This is a genomic window from Acinetobacter sp. AOR14_HL (assembly GCF_027855175.1).
Taxonomy (GTDB): Bacteria; Pseudomonadota; Gammaproteobacteria; order Pseudomonadales; family Moraxellaceae; genus Acinetobacter; species Acinetobacter calcoaceticus.
The window spans coordinates 442796-459993 of the sequence record NZ_JAKTII010000003.1 but is presented as its reverse complement, the minus strand read 5'-3'; the positions used below and the strand labels follow the sequence as shown (position 1 = coordinate 459993).

Below are 17198 nucleotides of genomic sequence, written 5' to 3'. Positions count from 1 at the left end.
TATTTATAAGATACCAATCTCTTTAAAGAATTTTTGATAAGCCTCTGCTTTTTTCTCTAATGCCAATGGATAAGCTCTAGAAGAGGATGGTAAGCGGTATAAACTAATATCCCGCCCTACAAAGCGAGTTGATGTAGATGTTCCTATAAGTGGTTTTTCAGTGTGCTCTGGTAAAACAGAAATTAAAGTATCAGTCGCTTTATCACCTGTGGTCATGATGGTCTGACATAACGGAATCTGCTGAAGTAACACAGCAAGATCTGTCGGCGTTACTATTTCAAGAAACTTATCTGCGGCATTCCCCTTCAATCGCTTAATTTGGTAAGCCGTATCAAAGATTGCAATACCTGTTTCAATCAAGAAATTTCGAATACGTTCTTCATTAAAATTTTTCTGGTTTTCACTTAAAAAGTAGGTTTTGTCTTGGAAAAAGATCAGACCAAAAATACGCCACATGTCATTTTGGAAATTTGGATAGTAAAAATCCATCTTCCATTTATTACGTGGTGGTGGAAAACTACCTAACATTAATAAACGGGCATTTTCGGGTAAAAATGGTTCAAGTGGATGTGTTTCTATCTCAATTGTCATAAAAAATCAGTATTTACTTAAAATTTTATAAATAAATTAACCTATTTTCGAGTTAATCACGAGTCAATAAATGCAATTTCTCTTCATTAAAGCGTTAAGGGAAATTACTAAAGCGATCATTCTTGAGGAATGCTTATTTTAAAAATACTATGTGAATGTTGATTGAGATAGTCGACCTGACCTTTATGGGCAATAACAAGGGCTTGTACAACTGAAAGCCCCAAGCCAGTACCGCCTAACTCTTTATTTCTTGATTGTTCTAACCTAAAGAAAGGGTTAAATAAATCTTTGCGATGCTCCGCTGAAATGCCCGGCCCTTCATCTTCTATTTCAAGAATCCAGTTATATTGGTCTTGTCTTGTTGAAACAAGTAGCTTCCCCGGATTTGCATATCGGGTAGCATTATCAAGTAAAGCAATTAAAACTTGTTCTATACGCCTTTGATCACACTTAACGTCTGGTGCTTGAATGTCAAAAATGACTTCAAGCTGAGCTTTTTCTAATTTTTCTTGAAACATATGCACGACTTTGTGAGCAGTTTCATTAAAATTAATAATTTCAAGATAAAGCCTGAGTTGTTGGTTTTCAAAAAGGCTTAATGTACGTAAGTCTTCAACTAGATTTGACAGACCTTCAACTTGATTAAGTAAGTTCTTAAATAAGATCGGATCTGCTTCAAAAACACCATCAATAATCCCCTGTAACCTGCCTTGCAAAATAGTGACTGGAGTTCGTAACTCATGTGCAATTGCAGCATTCCAGACATGAGCGTTTTCAACGGAGGTTTCGAGCTTTTGAGCCATATCATTAAAATTGTCCATCAACTCTGCAATTTCAGAAGAATGATGCGTCGGTTTTTCTACTCGTGCAGTTAAATCCCCATGGCTAATTTTTTTTGCTGCATCTGCTAATAGATTAATAGGCACAATAAAACGTTGAGCAAGCTTTATGCCTAAAATAATTGATAATGCTGTGCCAAACAGAAGCACAGCAAATAACCATATGCCATCTAAATAGTGGAAAAACTCATCACTTTCTTTGAGTTTTTCAAGAGAAATAAGACCCACTTCAATTGCAATATAATAGGTGCCGTAGCCTAAAATGAGCGAACTCAATGTAACACTTAGACTGGTAAAGCTCAGTGCAATAATAAGTTGTTTACTAATTCCCGTTTTATTTTTCATGAGGATTGTCCAGCCTATAACCTACACCACGAACATTAATGAGCATATTGTGTAAGCCCAGATCTTCTATTTTCTTTCGTAGCTTACTGACGTGGCTATCGACCGTGCGTTCTAATGCATCTCGATCTGGTAAGCATTGATTCATCAGTTCAGAGCGGGTAAAAACTTTATGAGGATGGGGTAACATCAACAACAAAATTTTGTACTCAGTCAGAGTTAAGTTAAGTGCTTGTTGTTTGTCATCCGAATAAATATAGGCTGTATGAATTTCTGTATTCACTTCAATATTTTTATAAATTAAGTTCCGGTTGGGCGTTTGCTGATTTTGTTGAGTACGTCGTAATACTGCTTGTACACGTGCGACCACTTCATTTGGGTTAAATGGTTTTACCACAAAGTCATCCGCACCAATTCGTAAAGCCATGACTTTATCGATTTCTTGATCTAAAGCAGTCAGCATAATTACAGGTGTAGCTGCTTTTTGCCGAATTTTATTCAGGACTTCCCACCCACTCAATTCGGGCATTTTGATATCGAGTATGACCAGATCAATGGGCTGCGTTGCATGTATTTCAATCGCCTGCTTACCATTCATGGCCCGTACAACACGCATGCCTTCGCGCTTAAGATAATGTTCAATAATATCGCCAATATCATATTCATCTTCTACGACAAGAATAAGCTTATCCTGACAGTTGAATGTAAAGCTTGGCTCGAACATATGAATAAAACGCGAGAAAAATTTGATTTATCATACGCGTATTTTTTGATAAATCTCCACACTTTTTCCACATATTCGTGATTTTCGTTACACACATATCAAAAATAATGTCAGCATCTAGAAGTCCATTAGGTGTTATAAAAGTGCAAAAGCATTTTTTAGTTCCATTTGTTTTATCTTTCAGTCTTGTGTTACATGGTTGTGGGACAGAACAAGCAAGTGATCAAACACAGGTATCTACAGCTAAAGTTACCGTTCTTTCAGTTCAACCACAGCTGATTAATTTTAGCGAAAACTTACCCGCTCGCGTTCAAGCTTTTAGGACTGCCGAAATTCGCCCTCAAGTTGGTGGCATTATCGAAAAAGTTTTATTTGCTCAAGGTAGTGAAGTTAAAGCTGGGCAACCGCTATATAAAATAAACTCAGAGACATTTGAGGCAGATGTAAATAGTAATCGAGCTGGGCTAAATAAAGCTGAAGCTGAAGTTAATCGTTTAAAAATACAACTCGAACGCTATCAGCAACTTTTACCAAGTAACGCTATTAGTAAGCAAGAAGTGAGTAACGCCGAAGCGCAATATCGACAAGCGATTGCAGATGTTGCCCAAATGAAAGCTTTGTTGGCTCGCCAAAATCTTAATTTACGGTATGCAACAGTACGAGCACCCATTTCAGGACGCATTGGTAAATCGTTTGTGACTGAAGGTGCATTAGTTAGCCAAGGTGATAGCAATACTATGGCTACAATTCAACAAATTGATCGTGTGTATGTCGATGTAAAACAGTCTATTGGTGAATATGAGCGTTTACAGGCAGCTTTACAAAGTGGAGAGCTATCTGCCAACAATCAAAAAGATGTACAGATTCTAAATAGTTTAGGACAACCCTATAACGTCTCGGCAAAAATGCTTTTTGAAGACATTAATGTTGATCCAGAGACTGGTGATGTCACCATCCGTATTGAAGTAAATAACTCTGAAAGAAAATTACTTCCGGGTATGTATGTGCGCGTCACTATTGAACGTGCTTCGGTTCCTCTGGCTTTACTCGTTCCAGAGCAAGCAATTCAGCGCAATATGAACGGCGATCCGCAAGTCTACGTGGTAAATGCTAAAGGTGGTGCAGACATTCGCGCTATAGAATTAGGGCAACAATATGAGCAATTTTATCTCATCAATAAAGGGCTCAAAGCAGGAGACAAAGTTGTTGTTGAAGGTATAGAACGTATTCAGCCAAACCAGAAGCTGGCGATTTCCGTATGGAAAGCAGCTTCAGCAGAAAATACGGCGAAGCAAGGAGACACGAAATGATGTCTCAATTCTTTATTCGCCGTCCTATTTTTGCATGGGTCATTGCGATTTTTATTATTTTATTTGGTGTACTGAGTATTCCAAAGTTACCTATTGCCCGCTTTCCGAGTGTTGCACCACCTGAGGTTAACATTACAGCAAGTTATCCAGGCGCTACTCCAAAAACTATTAATGATAGCGTCATTACCCTCATTGAACGAGAAATGTCAGGGGTAAAAAACCTACTCTACTATAGTGCGACAACCGATTCATCTGGTACTGCCGAAATTACCGCGACTTTTAAACCCGGTACCGATGTCGATATGGCTCAAGTCGATGTACAGAATAAAATTAAGGCTGTTGAAGCGCGCTTACCGCAAGTGGTTCGTCAACAAGGTTTATCTGTAGAAGCATCTTCATCAGGCTTTTTAATGCTTGTAGGCTTAAATTCACCTAATCACCGCTATTCAGAAGTAGATTTGAGTGACTATTTGGTACGCAATGTGGTCGAAGAGCTTAAACGTGTTGAAGGTGTTGGAAAAATTCAGTCCTTCGGTGCTGAGAAAGCAATGCGGATTTGGGTAGATCCAAACAAGTTAGTGTCTTATGGACTCTCAATAAGCGATGTAAACAATGCAATCCGGAATAATAATATTGATATTGCACCAGGTCGGCTTGGTGATAGGCCTTTAATTAACGGTCAACTAATTACCATACCTTTGTCAGCTCAAGGGCAGCTTGAAAATGTTGAGCAGTTCAAAGATATTAGTCTAAAGAGCAACATTAGTGGTGCCAATATTAAGTTGTCTGATGTAGCCGATGTAGAAATGGGTGCTCAGTCATATAACTTTGCCATTTTAGAAAATGGTAAACCTGCAACTGCTGCGGCGGTTCAACTTAGCCCTGGTGCAAATGCGGTAAAAACAGCGGAAGGTGTCAAACAGAAACTCGAAGAATTAAAAGTAAATTTACCCGAAGGTATGCAGTTTAGTGTTCCATACGATACAGCGCCTTTTGTTAAGGTTTCGATAGAAAAAGTAGTTCATACATTAATTGAAGCCATGGTTTTGGTTTTTATTGTGATGTATCTATTTCTTCATAATGTTCGCTATACCTTAATTCCTGCGATTGTGGCTCCAATTGCCCTGCTTGGTACCTTTACCATCATGCTTTTGACGGGTTACTCAATTAATGTGTTAACCATGTTCGGTATGGTGCTTGCGATCGGGATTATTGTTGATGACGCGATTGTGGTCGTTGAGAATGTTGAACGGATTATGGCAACCGAAAGTTTAGCGCCTAAAGAAGCGACTTCAAAGGCCATGACCGAAATTACTAGCCCGATTATTGGTATTACTTTGGTGTTAGCAGCAGTGTTTTTACCCATGGCTTTGGCGAGCGGTTCGGTCGGCATTATTTATCGCCAGTTTACTATTACCATGTCGTTTTCAATTTTATTCTCGGCATTTTTAGCACTCACTCTCACACCTGCTCTTTGCGCAACCTTATTAAAACCGATTGATGCACATCATCAAAAGAAAGGGTTTTATGCATGGTTTGATCGTAGCTTTGACAAAGTCACAAAAAAATATGAAGTTCTTCTACTAAAAGTCGTTAAACATACTATTCCGACTTTAATCATTTTTGTGGTGATTACGGGACTAACTTTTGCAGGAATGAAATATTGGCCAACTGCTTTTATGCCTGAAGAAGATCAGGGCTGGTTTTTGACTTCATTCCAGTTACCATCCGATGCAACAGCTGAACGAACTCAGAAAATCGTCAAAGAATTTGAAGACCATTTAAACGAGCGGTCAGATGTAAAAAGTAATATTTCAATTATGGGCTGGGGATTTAGTGGCGCTGGACAAAACGTAGCACTCGCTTTTACAACCTTAAAAGATTTTGGTGAACGTGATAAATCCACGACCGACTATACAAACTTCATTAATGCAGAAATGGCGAATAGTAAAGAAGGTACAACGATGTCTGTACTTCCTCCTGCCATTGATGAATTAGGTACATCTTCAGGCTTTAGCTTGCGCTTACAAGACAAAGCAAATTTAGGAATGCCTGCCTTAATTTCTGCACAAGAAAAACTTATGGAAATGGCTGCTCAAAACAAAAAGTTTTATATGGTTTATCCTGAAGGTTTGCCCGACGGTGACAATATTAGCTTGAAAATAGACCGTGAGAAGTTAAGTGCTCTAGGTGTAAGTTTTGCTTCAGTTTCAGATATTATTTCGACTTCAATGGGGTCAATGTATATCAATGATTTTCCGAACCAAGGACGAATGCAGCAAGTTATTGTTCAAGCCAATGCAAAATCACGAATGCACTTAAAAGATATTTTAAGTTTGAAGGTTGCGGGCGCAAATGGACAACTGGTTTCTCTATCTGAGGTTGTAACTCCTCAGTGGAACAAGTTGCCTCAGCAATATAATCGCTACAATGGCCGTCCTTCATTAAGTATCGCTGGTGTTCCTAACATGGGTGTATCTTCTGGCGATGCGATGCGAGAAATGGAAAAACTAATTGCCAAGCTTCCTCAAGGAATCGGTTATGAGTGGACAGGTATTTCTTTGCAAGAAAAACAGTCTGAATCTCAAATGGTATTTCTTATTGCGTTATCAATGTTGGTCGTGTTTTTAGTGTTAGCTGCACTTTATGAAAGTTGGTCAATTCCGTTATCAGTTATGCTGGTTGTTCCTTTAGGAATCTTTGGTGCAATTTTAGCCATTATTTTAAGAGGAATGCCAAATGATATTTTCTTCAAAATTGGTCTAATTACCATTATTGGTCTATCTGCCAAAAATGCGATCTTAATTGTTGAGTTCGCAAAAATGCTCAAAGAAGAAGGAATGAGTTTAGTTGAAGCAGCCGTTGCAGCAGCGAAATTACGCTTACGCCCAATTCTAATGACTTCCCTTGCCTTCACTTGTGGTGTGATTCCATTGGTGATTGCAAGTGGAGCGAGTTCAGAAACTCAACATGCGCTAGGTACAGGCGTATTTGGAGGGATGATATCTGCCACTATTTTGGCAATCTTTTTTGTCCCAGTATTCTTTATATTTGTGTTGGGAGCAGCAGAAAAATTCTTCTCTAAGAAGAAAATTAGCTCTTAGTTAAATGCATTGAGGCGAAACTTATCTGTGTTTCGCCTCAATAACTTAGAAATATAAAACTGTATTAGAGAACTAAGAATCGATTAAGAGTTAAGGACTTTAAAGACCTTGCCTGTTCTTGGATGAGCAAAGGTATTATCTTGATCTAAATTAATGACTTTATCCGAAATCACAATTTTAGAAAGTGGTAACCAGTTTTGCTCTATTCCAGCTTCGACAAAGCTTTTCTCATTAATATTTTCATAAATTTGTTCAACCACAATTTCCATACCACACATACTTTTGGCATTTACTTCTTTTAAAATATGGCGCTTTGACATTCTAGTCTCCATTTTTATTATTCGTATCAAAAATAATAAAGATTCCTCTGATACAATATGTAAATTTTAATAATGAAAGTGTTTTTTTATTTTAATCATACTTTTGAAATAATTAAATGAATAGTTGAGTGATTATTTAATTTAAATATTATATTTAAGTTAATCTATTCAAAATAATTATTAATCTTTATTTTTAATAAAAATTAAAGGGTTCATTATCTGAACCCTTTTTATTTAACTCTAAACTTTTACAGCGTTATCAAGCTGGCCATCATCTTGATTTTTAGCACTGTCTTTACTAATCACTGAGTCAGTATCGCTATCTGTGTTAAAACTCTTACTGTTTTTTTGCTTTTTCTTGTACACACACATCCCAATCGCAATACCTGTTCCCAATACTATAATTGACTTTAACATTTTGCACCTCTTCGACTAACGGAGTATTTTTTGAAAAATCAACTTAAATTAATAGCACATAATTTGTTATTTAACGGCTTTCATTTGCTCCGCTTTTGTAAGGTATTTAATTTTTATGTTAATTGAATAGTGCAATAGTTAAAAAAATAAATTTTGATACAAAGTAAAAAGCCTATTCTGTTTTTGAATAGGCTTTTACTGTATTTCAGGATTAAGCAGTATTATGAATTGCTTTAAGCAATCTTATTATCTTTAAATACACTACAAATGTATTTAATGCTGAACTTTTAGTCAAGATGGGATTGAAGGGTTTTACCAATAATTAGTAATTATTGTGATGGAAATCACGTTTATATAATTTAGATAAGAAAAACCCATTTCTACTTCTCATGAAGAAATGGGTAATGTGAAAACCACAAAAGACCTGAAATACTAAATGTTCTTACATTCAGTAAGGTTGAGTTTAGTGAATTTACCGAATTGTTGACAATTAAACCATTTGTATTTTTTTTAGTCATTTCAGCCAATCAAAAAATGCAAATAATTAGTTATGTTCAATACGTTTAGCTCTAAAACTATTCACCCAGAATCCGATAAAGCACATTTATCCAATTCGTAAAACATAGTTTTTCAATGAGTTCGCTTGAGTAGGCTCGCTGTTGCATGCGATGAATAAGTTTATGTAAGCCCATAACATCTTCAAGCTCAGTCCCGATGAGTGCACCGTCAAAATCGGAACCAAAAGCTACATGCTCTTCGCCAAGTCGATCTAACAAATAATCAAGATGGTCTAAAATGACATCTATAGATGTATTTGCATTACGTTGCCCATCCGACCGTAAAAAAGCGACATCGAAATTCACCCCGACGATACCTTTACTTTCTCGAATAGCTTTAAGCTGCTGGTCAGTTAAATTGCGGGCTTGAGGACATAAAGCATGTGCATTAGAGTGTGTTGCTACGATTGGCTGTTGCAATAGATCTACAGTATCCCAAAAAGCCTGTTCATTCATATGAGAAACATCAATCACCATTTTTTTATCAGCACATCGCTTGATAAAGGCTTTGCCATCTTGTGTGAGGCCTGCTCCTGTGTCAGGTGAGTGAGGAAACTTAGCATTTAAACCATGTCCAAACCGACTGGGCCTATTCCAAAGTGGGCCGATACTACGTAGACCTTTATCATAAAACAGATCAAGTAAATCGGGGTTTTGTTGTAAAGCTTCTGCCCCTTCCATATGCAGCACAATGCCCAGTTTCTGCGTGTTTACACAGCTCTGAATATCCTGAACTGATGTGCAAATTTGAATGTCCGTAGAACGCTGCGCGAGTTGGTGTGCTAAATCGAGTTGTTCTAAACAAATCTGTTCAATTTGCTGCTGGGTAAAATCAGAAGCATTTTGATCAAAAAGTTTATTGGGATGATGTTGTTGCACATAGCTAAATGGAGGTAAAAAAATGGCAAAAATTCCACCAACAAAGCCTGCTTGCTGGCAGCGTTTTAAGTCAAGATGGCCTGCTAAGCGTTCGTGCAGAAAAGCATGTACAGGATCTGCATGATCACTTAGCCATAAACGCGTTAATGCATCATTATGTCCATCAAAAACTGGAATATGGCTAGGCTTCATGAGATTCCCGCTGCTTGCTATTTATCTGTAATCGTGTGGACTGGAATATTTTGTGTAGCACTTAAAGATTTAGAATTTCTACTGTTCCGAAACACAAGTTGTTGTAGTGGAGCTGCTACATGACTTTCTGTACGTGCTTGCTCAATCATTTGATGATACGGCGATTTCCCACATACAGGATCAGCATTGGCAGCATCGCCGGTCAACATATAGGCCTGACAGCGGCATCCACCAAAATCTCGGTCTTTATCAGGGCAACTGCGGCAGCCCTCTGGCATCCATGCATCGCCACGGAAATGATTAAATCCAGTTGATTTGTACCAGATATCGGACAATGTATGTTCACGGACGTTTGGAAACGAAATTGGTAATTGTCGTGCTGCATGGCAAGGCAGCGCCATACCATCTGGAGCAACTGTAAAGAAGATTTTACCCCAGCCATTCATACAGGCTTTTGGTCTTTCTTCATAATAATCAGGCACTACAAAAATGAGTTTGCAAGGATGATTTTGCGCTTTTAATTTTTCGCGATATTCATTGGTAATCCGTTCCGCACGTATCAGTTGTTCTTGTGTTGGTAGCAAACCTTGGCGGTTTAAAAAAGCCCAACCGTAAAACTGACAAATTGCTAACTCGACTGTGTCTGCATTGAGCTCTAGGCAAAGTTCAATAATTTGTTCAATCTGGTCAATGTTATGTCGATGAATTACAAAATTGAGCACCATCGGATAATCATATTTTTTAACTAGTCGGCACATTTCATACTTTTGTTCAAAAGCATGTTTTGAACCTGCCAAGGCATCATTTACCACAGGGTCACTAGCTTGAAAGCTCACTTGAATGTGGTCTAAACCCGCTTGTTTTAGATCGGCAATTCGTTGTTCGGTGAGTCCCATTCCCGAGGTAATTAAGTTGGTATAAAACCCTTGTTGGTGAGCATGTGCAACCAGCTCTTCTAAATCTTGGCGTACCAGCGGTTCACCGCCAGAAAAACCCAGTTGAACAGCACCCATCTGACGTGCCTGATCAAAAACATCGAACCACTCTTGAGTGGTCAGCTCATTTTTATGTTGAGCGTAGTCCAATGGGTTTGAGCAATATGGGCATTGTAGCGGACAACGATAAGTTAACTCCGCTAATAACCATAAAGGTAGGCCAACACCTTCTGTCATACCAAGTCAATCCAGTGCCGCTGCTTTGCGACCAGCATGTAATCTATTACATCCTGATCAATCTCAGCAATATCACCAAATTTTTGCTTTAACTGCGCAATAATCGCGGAAACATTTTGCTGCCCATCAATATATTGCCCGATTGCCCCAGCACTTTCATTTAACTTGATCATGCCTTCAGGATATAAAATCACAAAACCATTTTGAGCTGGTTCGAACTGAAAACGGTAACCTTGTCGCCACGTCGGCACAAGGTTTAAATCAAACTGTTCTTTATTCATTTAAATAATCCTTTGTGCCAAACCCGTTTGCTAGTCACACTGTGATACGGTGCTTCATTGTGAACATATGCCAGCGTTAAAGCATCTAAAATGCTCCATAAAATATCCAGCTTAAACTGCAATATTTCAAGCATTCGTTCTTGTTGCTCATGAGTCGTAAATGAATCAAGCGTAATCGTTAAACCATGTTCAACATCACGGCGGGCCTGACTTAAGCGTGAACGGAAATACTCATAGCCTTTATCATCAATCCATGGATAGTGCTGTGGCCACGACTCTAGACGTGATTGATGAATTTTTGGAGCAAACAACTCAGTTAAAGAACTACTTGCTGCTTCCCGCCATGAGGCACGACGTGCAAAGTTCACATAGGCATCTACAGCAAATCGAACCCCTGGTAATACCAGTTCTTCAGAAATCACTTGTTCACGACTCAAACCCACAGCTTCGGCTAACCGTAACCATGCTTCTCGACCACCGCCATCAGGATATTCACCATCTTGATCGATCATGCGTTGAATCCATTCTTGACGAACGCGTTGGTCTGGGCAATTCGCCATAATGGCTGCATCTTTAAGCGGAATATTAATTTGATAGTAATAGCGGTTTGCAACCCAAGCCTGAATTTGTTGTTGAGTTGCTTTGCCTTCATACATCATCACATGAAATGGATGATAGATATGATAATACTGACCTTTATCAATAATCGCTTGTTTAAATTGTTCGGTCGTTAAAGCTTCAGGTGTTTGAGTCATGGTTCACCTTAGAGTTCAATCTGCATGCCATCATAGGCAACTTCTACACCATTTGCTTTAAGCTCAGCAAACTGGCTAGAGTTTTCATTTAAAATTGGATTTGTATTGTTAATATGAATCAGCACTTTTTTAGGTGTACTCAGCTGATTTAAATAAGAGAGTGAACCACCTTCGCCACTAATATATAAATGACCCATTTCACGACCAGTTTTTTTACCGACCCCTGTTTGTTGCATTTCATCATCTGTCCAGAGCGTTCCATCAATCATGACGCAGTCTGAACTCTGCATAATCTGCATGATGTGATCATCAATTTTTCCAAGACCCGGCGCATAGAACAACTGTTTTTGTGTCTTATGATCTTTGATAATTAAGGCAATGTTGTCGCCGTCATGGGGGTCATTTCGATGTGGAGAATATGGTGGTGCAGCACTTTTAATAATTAAAGGTAAAAATTCTAAATTTTCAAAACCATCAATTTTAAAAGCTTGTTTAGGGTTAATCTCGTGATATTGAAGACCACCATTCCAGTGTTTTAGCATATTAAAAACTGGAAAGCCGCTCGTTAAATCTTGGTGGACCATTTCTGTACACCACACATTCATTGGGCAACCTTCACGTAAGGTCAAAAGCCCAGTCGTATGGTCTAACTGACTGTCCATTAAGATAACGCTCGTTATTCCTGTATCACGCAATTTACGGGCTGGTTGAGCTGCTTTAAATTCGAAAAGCTGCTGACGAATATCAGGCGATGCGTTTAATAAAACCCAGTCTGTTCCATTTTCAGAAATAGCAATTGATGATTGAGTACGGGGTTTGGCATTAATCGTACCTGTACGGACACCATGACAATTTGGGCAATTACAATTCCACTGCGGGAACCCGCCTCCGGCAGCTGAACCTAAAACATAAATATACATAAATTAATATCTTATTAGAAAGAGATAAGCCCTAGAACAAGACTAGGGCTTATGACATATTTGGATGAAGCTGATTAACGTGCTTCGAAGTACATTGTAACTTCAAAACCAATGCGTAAATCAGTGAAAGCGGGTTTAGTCCATTGCATAAATTATCTCCGGTTCATATTAATCTTGTGAAATGAATCACTTGATTAAATCTTATAAGGCAATTAAAAATTTATTCTAAATAAAAAATTGGGGTTTGTAGACAACCTCTGGCTAAGATATTGTTCGATAATTGTGTTTTTTGTCCAAATTTTAATATTTCGAACATATTTGCTTATTGAACGTTTCATCAAATATTCATACTAAAAGCGTATTTTTTATCCGTCTTAATTGATCAAATGATAAAAAAATGACAAATTTAACAACACTTTTTAAAGTAACAACACTTTCTCTGACAATAACGTTATTAGCTGGTTGTAATGACGATGATAATGACACAGCACCCGCCCAAAGAAGCAATCAGACGGTAAATATTTTAGCTTTTAATGACTTTCACGGAAATCTTGAGCCACCTAAGCGTTACGTCGAAGCACCAAATCCAAATGATGCTGCTCAATCTGTTCGTATTCCTGTGGGTGGGGTGAGTTACTTTGCCGATGCAATTAAAAAACTTAAAGCAGAAAATCCAAATAATGCTGTTGTTTCTGCTGGCGATTTAATTAGTGCTTCCCCACTGACCTCTTCTTTATTTTTAGATGAACCGACCATTGAAGTAATGAATGATATTCAAATTGACTTTAATGCTGTGGGTAATCATGAATTTGACCGTGGTACAGATGAGTTACGCCGCTTAAAAAACGGTGGATGTCAGCAATATACCAGCACTGCACCTTGCCAAATTAATAAAAACTTTAGTGGTGCAAAATTTGATTTCCTTGCTGCTAACGTCGCAATGAAAAATGATGCGAGCAAAACGATCTTTCCTGCATATAAAGTTAAAACTTATGGTGGAATTCCAGTTGCATTTATTGGTTTAACCCTTAAAGCAACACCGAGTATTGTTTCCGCAGCTGGCATTAAAGATGTTGAGTTTCGTGATGAGGCCGATACGGTAAACGCCTTGATTCCTGAGTTACAAAAACAAGGAATTGAAGCGATTGTAGTGGTGGTACATGAAGGTGCTGCACCAAGTACTAAGTTTAATGAAAAAACTTGTGACGGCTTAAGCGGCCCGATCGTAGGTATTTTAGATAAATTAAATCCAGCAGTTGATATTGTTGTATCTGGACATACGCATCAATCTTATATTTGTGACTATGCTACAAAAAATCCGGCAAAACCGTTCTTGCTTACCTCAGCTGGACAATATGGCACGCTTATTACGGATATCAAGGTTGAGCTTGATGGTAAAACTGGTGATGTGATTAAAAAGGATGCTAAACAAGTTCCTATACAAAGTGAGGCCTATACGTCTGGCACAACCACGGTAAGTCTTACCGATCTCTATCAAAAATTTAGTAAAACACCAAGCATTGAAGCCATTTTAGATAAATACCGCCAAGCGGTGACCACCATTTCAAGCCGTGTGGTTGGAACTGCAACAGCAGTAGTAAGTCGTACTCAAGTTGAAAGTGGTGAAAGCCCGCTCGGTATTATGATTGCCGATGCTCAGCAAGCGGCTGCCTTAAAAGCAAGTAACCAAGGCTCTGACTTTACACTCATGAACCCAGGTGGTGTACGTGCAGACCTACTGATTAACAGTAGTAACCAGATTACTTTTGGCGATGTGTTTGCGGTTCAACCTTTTGGTAACTCTATTGTGACTTTGAGCTTGACTGGCAAACAGATCAGAGATGTACTTGAACAACAATGGTCTGGTGCAAATGCAAATTCAGCTAGAATTTTACAGCCATCTAAAGAATTCACTTATGAATATACGGCAAATACTTCTGTTTCACCGCGAGCAAGTAACATCATGGTTGCTGGTTCACCGTTGGTTGACAGTAAAGTATATCGCGTGACGGTAAATAGTTTCTTAGCAGATGGTGGCGATAACTTTACGGTATTAAAAGAAGGCCAAAACCGTGTAGGCGGTGGTCAAGATATTGATGCTTTGGAAAGCTATGTCGCTAAGAATTCGCCGTTAATTATTCCAGCTACAACTCGAATTAAAGTAATTAAATAATAAGACTCGTCGAATAAAGGACAGCAAAAGCTGTCCTTTATTTTTCTATCTAAGCTTTTTATTCCGTATATAGATTAAGTTCAATACTGCTAATGTCTGCTCCAGTATTTGCAAAAATAATCTCCATAACTTCATGAAGTAATTCATTAACTTTTTCATGCTCAAAGCTAGAGGCTTCTGATGTTTTAAGACAAATCAGATTACAGCTCATTTTATCTTTTCTAATTTTGTAGATACTTTTGCTTTTACCTAAGAATACTCTTTTGATGAGTTTACGATTTTCAAATTCAGATAAAATTCTATAGATCGTTCCTAACGTTATTTTATATTCATTTTTAATTTGAGCATAAATATTGTCTGCGCTTAAACCTTGTGGATTCTGATTTAAGATTTCAAAAACATGTATTCTCGATTTTTTTATCGGTAGTCCGTTTAATAATGATTTTGAAGTTGTCGTCATGATTAATTAGCCTTAATGTTTAGAAGTATAAGATTTATTAAAATTATTTTGTCGATACTTGCTTGAAAATTATGGGTATTTGTTTATAAAAAAAGCAAAGCCTATTCCCCTATGAATAGGCTTTGAGCTTAGCTTTACCTTAGAAACTATAAGTCGCTTTTACAAAGTAATTACGTCCATAGAGTTTCGTATTGAATGATGCATCTTCATTTTCAAGATCAACATCGGTCAGATTTTTTACGCCATAGTCCAATGTTAAACGTGGTGAAAGTGGTGAAGTAAACGTGACATCGTAAGTTGTATAAGCTGGTAACTCTTTACCACTAGACAACATTTGATTACCTACATAGCTTGCACCTAAATTCATGCGATAATTTTCAACAATAGCCCATGAAAGTGAACTATTAATTAACCATTCAGGGCGTTCTGTGAGGTCTTTACCTGTTACTTCATTTTTAGCATCTAAATAGGTCGCATTAGCAGTTATACCTAAAGCATCACTAAAGTCATATCCTCCGTTGAGTTCCACACCTTTTAGTTTTGCTTTAGCAACATTGTCCCATTTATATGGATATTTGATTAGATTTGGAGAATTAGGATTAGAAACACGTTCAATTAAGTTCTCAACATCATTTTCAAATACTGTAACACCAGCATTCCAGTTTGGTTTTCGAACGATTAAAGATGCTTCGTAATTCGTACTTTCTTCAGGTTTTAAATTTGGATTTCCTGTAATAAAACAGCTACCACCACATGAAATTAATTCATAATTTGCATCTAACTGATATGGCCCAGGGACTTTGTAGGCTTGTCCAATACCACCTTTAAGAATAACTCCGTCTGCCAGTTGATAAGCTAAATATGCTTTACCAGTTGCTTTACCATCAAAATTGTCAAAATCATCATAACGACCACCTAAAGTTAATGTCAGTGCATCGTTAATGTGGGTATCGTTCTGAACAAATACCCCATAACTTTTTTGTTCAGATCCACCTGATGTATACCCCACAGGGTCTGTCACTTTCTGGTCTTTATAATCCACACCAGCAGTGGTGTTATTCATGAGCCAGTCAAAGTTAGCAAAAGCACGTCCTAGTAAATTTTCTTGCTTATAATTACGACTTTGTGGAGCATTGTATTCACTGTCATAGTCATAAATTTTAGCTGTTTCTTTACCAATATAAGCTTCTGTTTTACCCCAGCTCCATTTCCCTCGATGAGTAATACCAAAATTGGTTCGCTCATCTTCACCTTCTTGAATAGAGGTCGCAGCATCTTGAGTCAGTGGTCGCTTATCTTTGCTATAACCTAAATCTAGATCTAAAGTTTGTTGGTCATTGATATCCCAACTTAAAGTACCGTGTACATTCTTAGTATCTTTTTCTACAAAGTAAGCCCCATTTGAATCTGGTTTACCATTTCGATACCACGCATCACGGTTATAAGAATCTCCAGCAAGAGAGAAACTGAGATTATCTGTTAAGCCACCAAAGAGATTAAACCCGTAACGAAATTGATCTTTACCATTGCCACGGTCGGCTCGATTATATTGCCCAAAGATCGAACCATGAAGCTGCCCATCTTCTGCTTTTTTGGTAATGATATTAATTACCCCACCCATAGCATCAGACCCATATAGAGATGACATCGGCCCACGAATCACTTCAATACGTTCGATACTATTTAAAGGGATAGAACTCCAGTCAAAGTCATTGCCTCGCCACATTGCTCCTAAGGAAGATGTCCGTTTTCCATTAAGTAGGATGAGTGTGTAACTACCAGAGGTATCTTGCATCCCTCGAATAATAATTTTGTCCTGCCCACTATTGTAGTTATAAACCCCAGCTTGTTTTTGTAAAACATCAGCAAGACTAAGTGCTGCACTACGCTCAATCTCTTCACTCGTGATCACACTAATCGATGCGGGTGCTTTATCAACATCTTGTTCTTTTAATGCTGCTGAAACCACAATAGTTTTAAGTTTTTGAACTGGTTCGTTATTGCCCTGCTGTTCACTATCTGTATTTGCTTGAACGGCGAATGGAAGCAGTGTTGAGATGGCGACCACCAGCGCCTTTTTAGTTAACGTCATTTCTCGGCCCTTGTTTTGGATAATGATTACCATGTGATAATTATTATCATTTATGATATGCCGAGCATCA

Annotated in this window: 16 protein-coding genes; 3 read left to right on the top strand and 13 right to left on the bottom strand. The window is 38.0% G+C overall.

Annotation, left to right across the window (positions count from 1 at the left end; translation table 11 throughout):
• Positions 1 to 3: 3 nt before the first annotated feature.
• From MKL38_RS03150 to adeR, 3 genes are all read right to left on the bottom strand, one after another.
• Positions 4 to 591 (bottom strand): uracil-DNA glycosylase family protein, encoded by a 588-nt coding sequence (locus MKL38_RS03150; protein WP_270902454.1) that lies wholly within the window; start codon positions 589 to 591, stop codon positions 4 to 6.
• 116 nt (positions 592 to 707) lie between these two features.
• On the bottom strand, positions 708 to 1775 hold the full coding sequence (gene adeS / locus MKL38_RS03145; RefSeq protein ID WP_270902453.1) for a two-component sensor histidine kinase AdeS: 1068 nt from the start codon (positions 1773 to 1775) through the stop codon (positions 708 to 710).
• Entirely contained in the window at positions 1765 to 2496 is a 732-nt protein-coding gene (gene adeR, locus MKL38_RS03140; RefSeq protein ID WP_017390702.1) for an efflux system response regulator transcription factor AdeR, read from the bottom strand. The genes adeS and adeR overlap by 11 nt, the downstream gene beginning before the upstream one ends.
• A 143-nt stretch (positions 2497 to 2639) precedes the next feature.
• Between adeR and MKL38_RS03135 the strand changes: the two genes are divergently transcribed.
• Entirely contained in the window at positions 2640 to 3806 is a 1167-nt protein-coding gene (locus MKL38_RS03135; RefSeq protein WP_270902452.1) for an efflux RND transporter periplasmic adaptor subunit, read from the top strand.
• A complete protein-coding gene (locus MKL38_RS03130) occupies positions 3803 to 6910 on the top strand; it encodes an efflux RND transporter permease subunit (RefSeq protein ID WP_270902451.1) in 3108 nt (1035 codons plus the stop codon). The genes MKL38_RS03135 and MKL38_RS03130 overlap by 4 nt, the downstream gene beginning before the upstream one ends.
• 83 nt (positions 6911 to 6993) lie before the next feature.
• Here the strand turns inward: MKL38_RS03130 and MKL38_RS03125 are convergent, their stop codons facing one another.
• The 8 genes from MKL38_RS03125 to pqqA form a co-directional block, all read right to left on the bottom strand.
• Positions 6994 to 7230 (bottom strand): hypothetical protein, encoded by a 237-nt coding sequence (locus MKL38_RS03125; protein ID WP_209830784.1) that lies wholly within the window; start codon positions 7228 to 7230, stop codon positions 6994 to 6996.
• 240 nt (positions 7231 to 7470) lie between these two features.
• On the bottom strand, positions 7471 to 7647 hold the full coding sequence (locus MKL38_RS03120) for a hypothetical protein (protein ID WP_003651752.1): 177 nt from the start codon (positions 7645 to 7647) through the stop codon (positions 7471 to 7473).
• A gap of 575 nt (positions 7648 to 8222) precedes the next feature.
• Positions 8223 to 9275 carry a dipeptidase gene (locus MKL38_RS03115; protein WP_270902450.1) on the bottom strand — a complete coding sequence of 351 codons (1053 nt, stop codon included), beginning with the start codon at positions 9273 to 9275 and terminating at the stop codon, positions 8223 to 8225.
• A gap of 17 nt (positions 9276 to 9292) precedes the next feature.
• Entirely contained in the window at positions 9293 to 10447 is a 1155-nt protein-coding gene (gene pqqE, locus MKL38_RS03110; RefSeq protein ID WP_270902449.1) for a pyrroloquinoline quinone biosynthesis protein PqqE, read from the bottom strand.
• Positions 10444 to 10728 carry a pyrroloquinoline quinone biosynthesis peptide chaperone PqqD gene (pqqD, locus tag MKL38_RS03105; RefSeq protein WP_270902448.1) on the bottom strand — a complete coding sequence of 95 codons (285 nt, stop codon included), beginning with the start codon at positions 10726 to 10728 and terminating at the stop codon, positions 10444 to 10446. The genes pqqE and pqqD overlap by 4 nt, the downstream gene beginning before the upstream one ends.
• Positions 10725 to 11483, bottom strand: coding sequence for a pyrroloquinoline-quinone synthase PqqC (pqqC, locus tag MKL38_RS03100; protein WP_092705809.1), 759 nt, complete (start codon positions 11481 to 11483; stop codon positions 10725 to 10727). Before pqqC ends, pqqD begins: the two co-directional genes overlap by 4 nt.
• 8 nt (positions 11484 to 11491) lie before the next feature.
• A complete protein-coding gene (gene pqqB / locus MKL38_RS03095; RefSeq protein WP_270902447.1) occupies positions 11492 to 12403 on the bottom strand; it encodes a pyrroloquinoline quinone biosynthesis protein PqqB in 912 nt (303 codons plus the stop codon).
• Between the two features lie 74 nt (positions 12404 to 12477).
• Positions 12478 to 12552 carry a pyrroloquinoline quinone precursor peptide PqqA gene (gene pqqA / locus MKL38_RS03090; RefSeq protein WP_001982218.1) on the bottom strand — a complete coding sequence of 25 codons (75 nt, stop codon included), beginning with the start codon at positions 12550 to 12552 and terminating at the stop codon, positions 12478 to 12480.
• Between the two features lie 248 nt (positions 12553 to 12800).
• Between pqqA and MKL38_RS03085 the strand changes: the two genes are divergently transcribed.
• The gene (locus MKL38_RS03085) at positions 12801 to 14576 is read left to right on the top strand and encodes a bifunctional metallophosphatase/5'-nucleotidase (RefSeq protein ID WP_270902446.1); all 1776 of its coding nucleotides are present in this window, start codon (positions 12801 to 12803) and stop codon (positions 14574 to 14576) included.
• Between the two features lie 58 nt (positions 14577 to 14634).
• Here MKL38_RS03085 and MKL38_RS03080 read toward each other — a convergent pair whose 3' ends face one another.
• Both MKL38_RS03080 and MKL38_RS03075 read right to left on the bottom strand, forming a co-directional pair.
• Positions 14635 to 15036 (bottom strand): transcriptional repressor, encoded by a 402-nt coding sequence (locus MKL38_RS03080; RefSeq protein WP_127491786.1) that lies wholly within the window; start codon positions 15034 to 15036, stop codon positions 14635 to 14637.
• A 139-nt stretch (positions 15037 to 15175) separates the two neighbouring features.
• Complete coding sequence (locus MKL38_RS03075; RefSeq protein WP_198078509.1) at positions 15176 to 17128, bottom strand: TonB-dependent receptor plug domain-containing protein; 1953 nt, start codon at positions 17126 to 17128, stop codon at positions 15176 to 15178.
• Positions 17129 to 17198 lie beyond the last annotated feature (70 nt).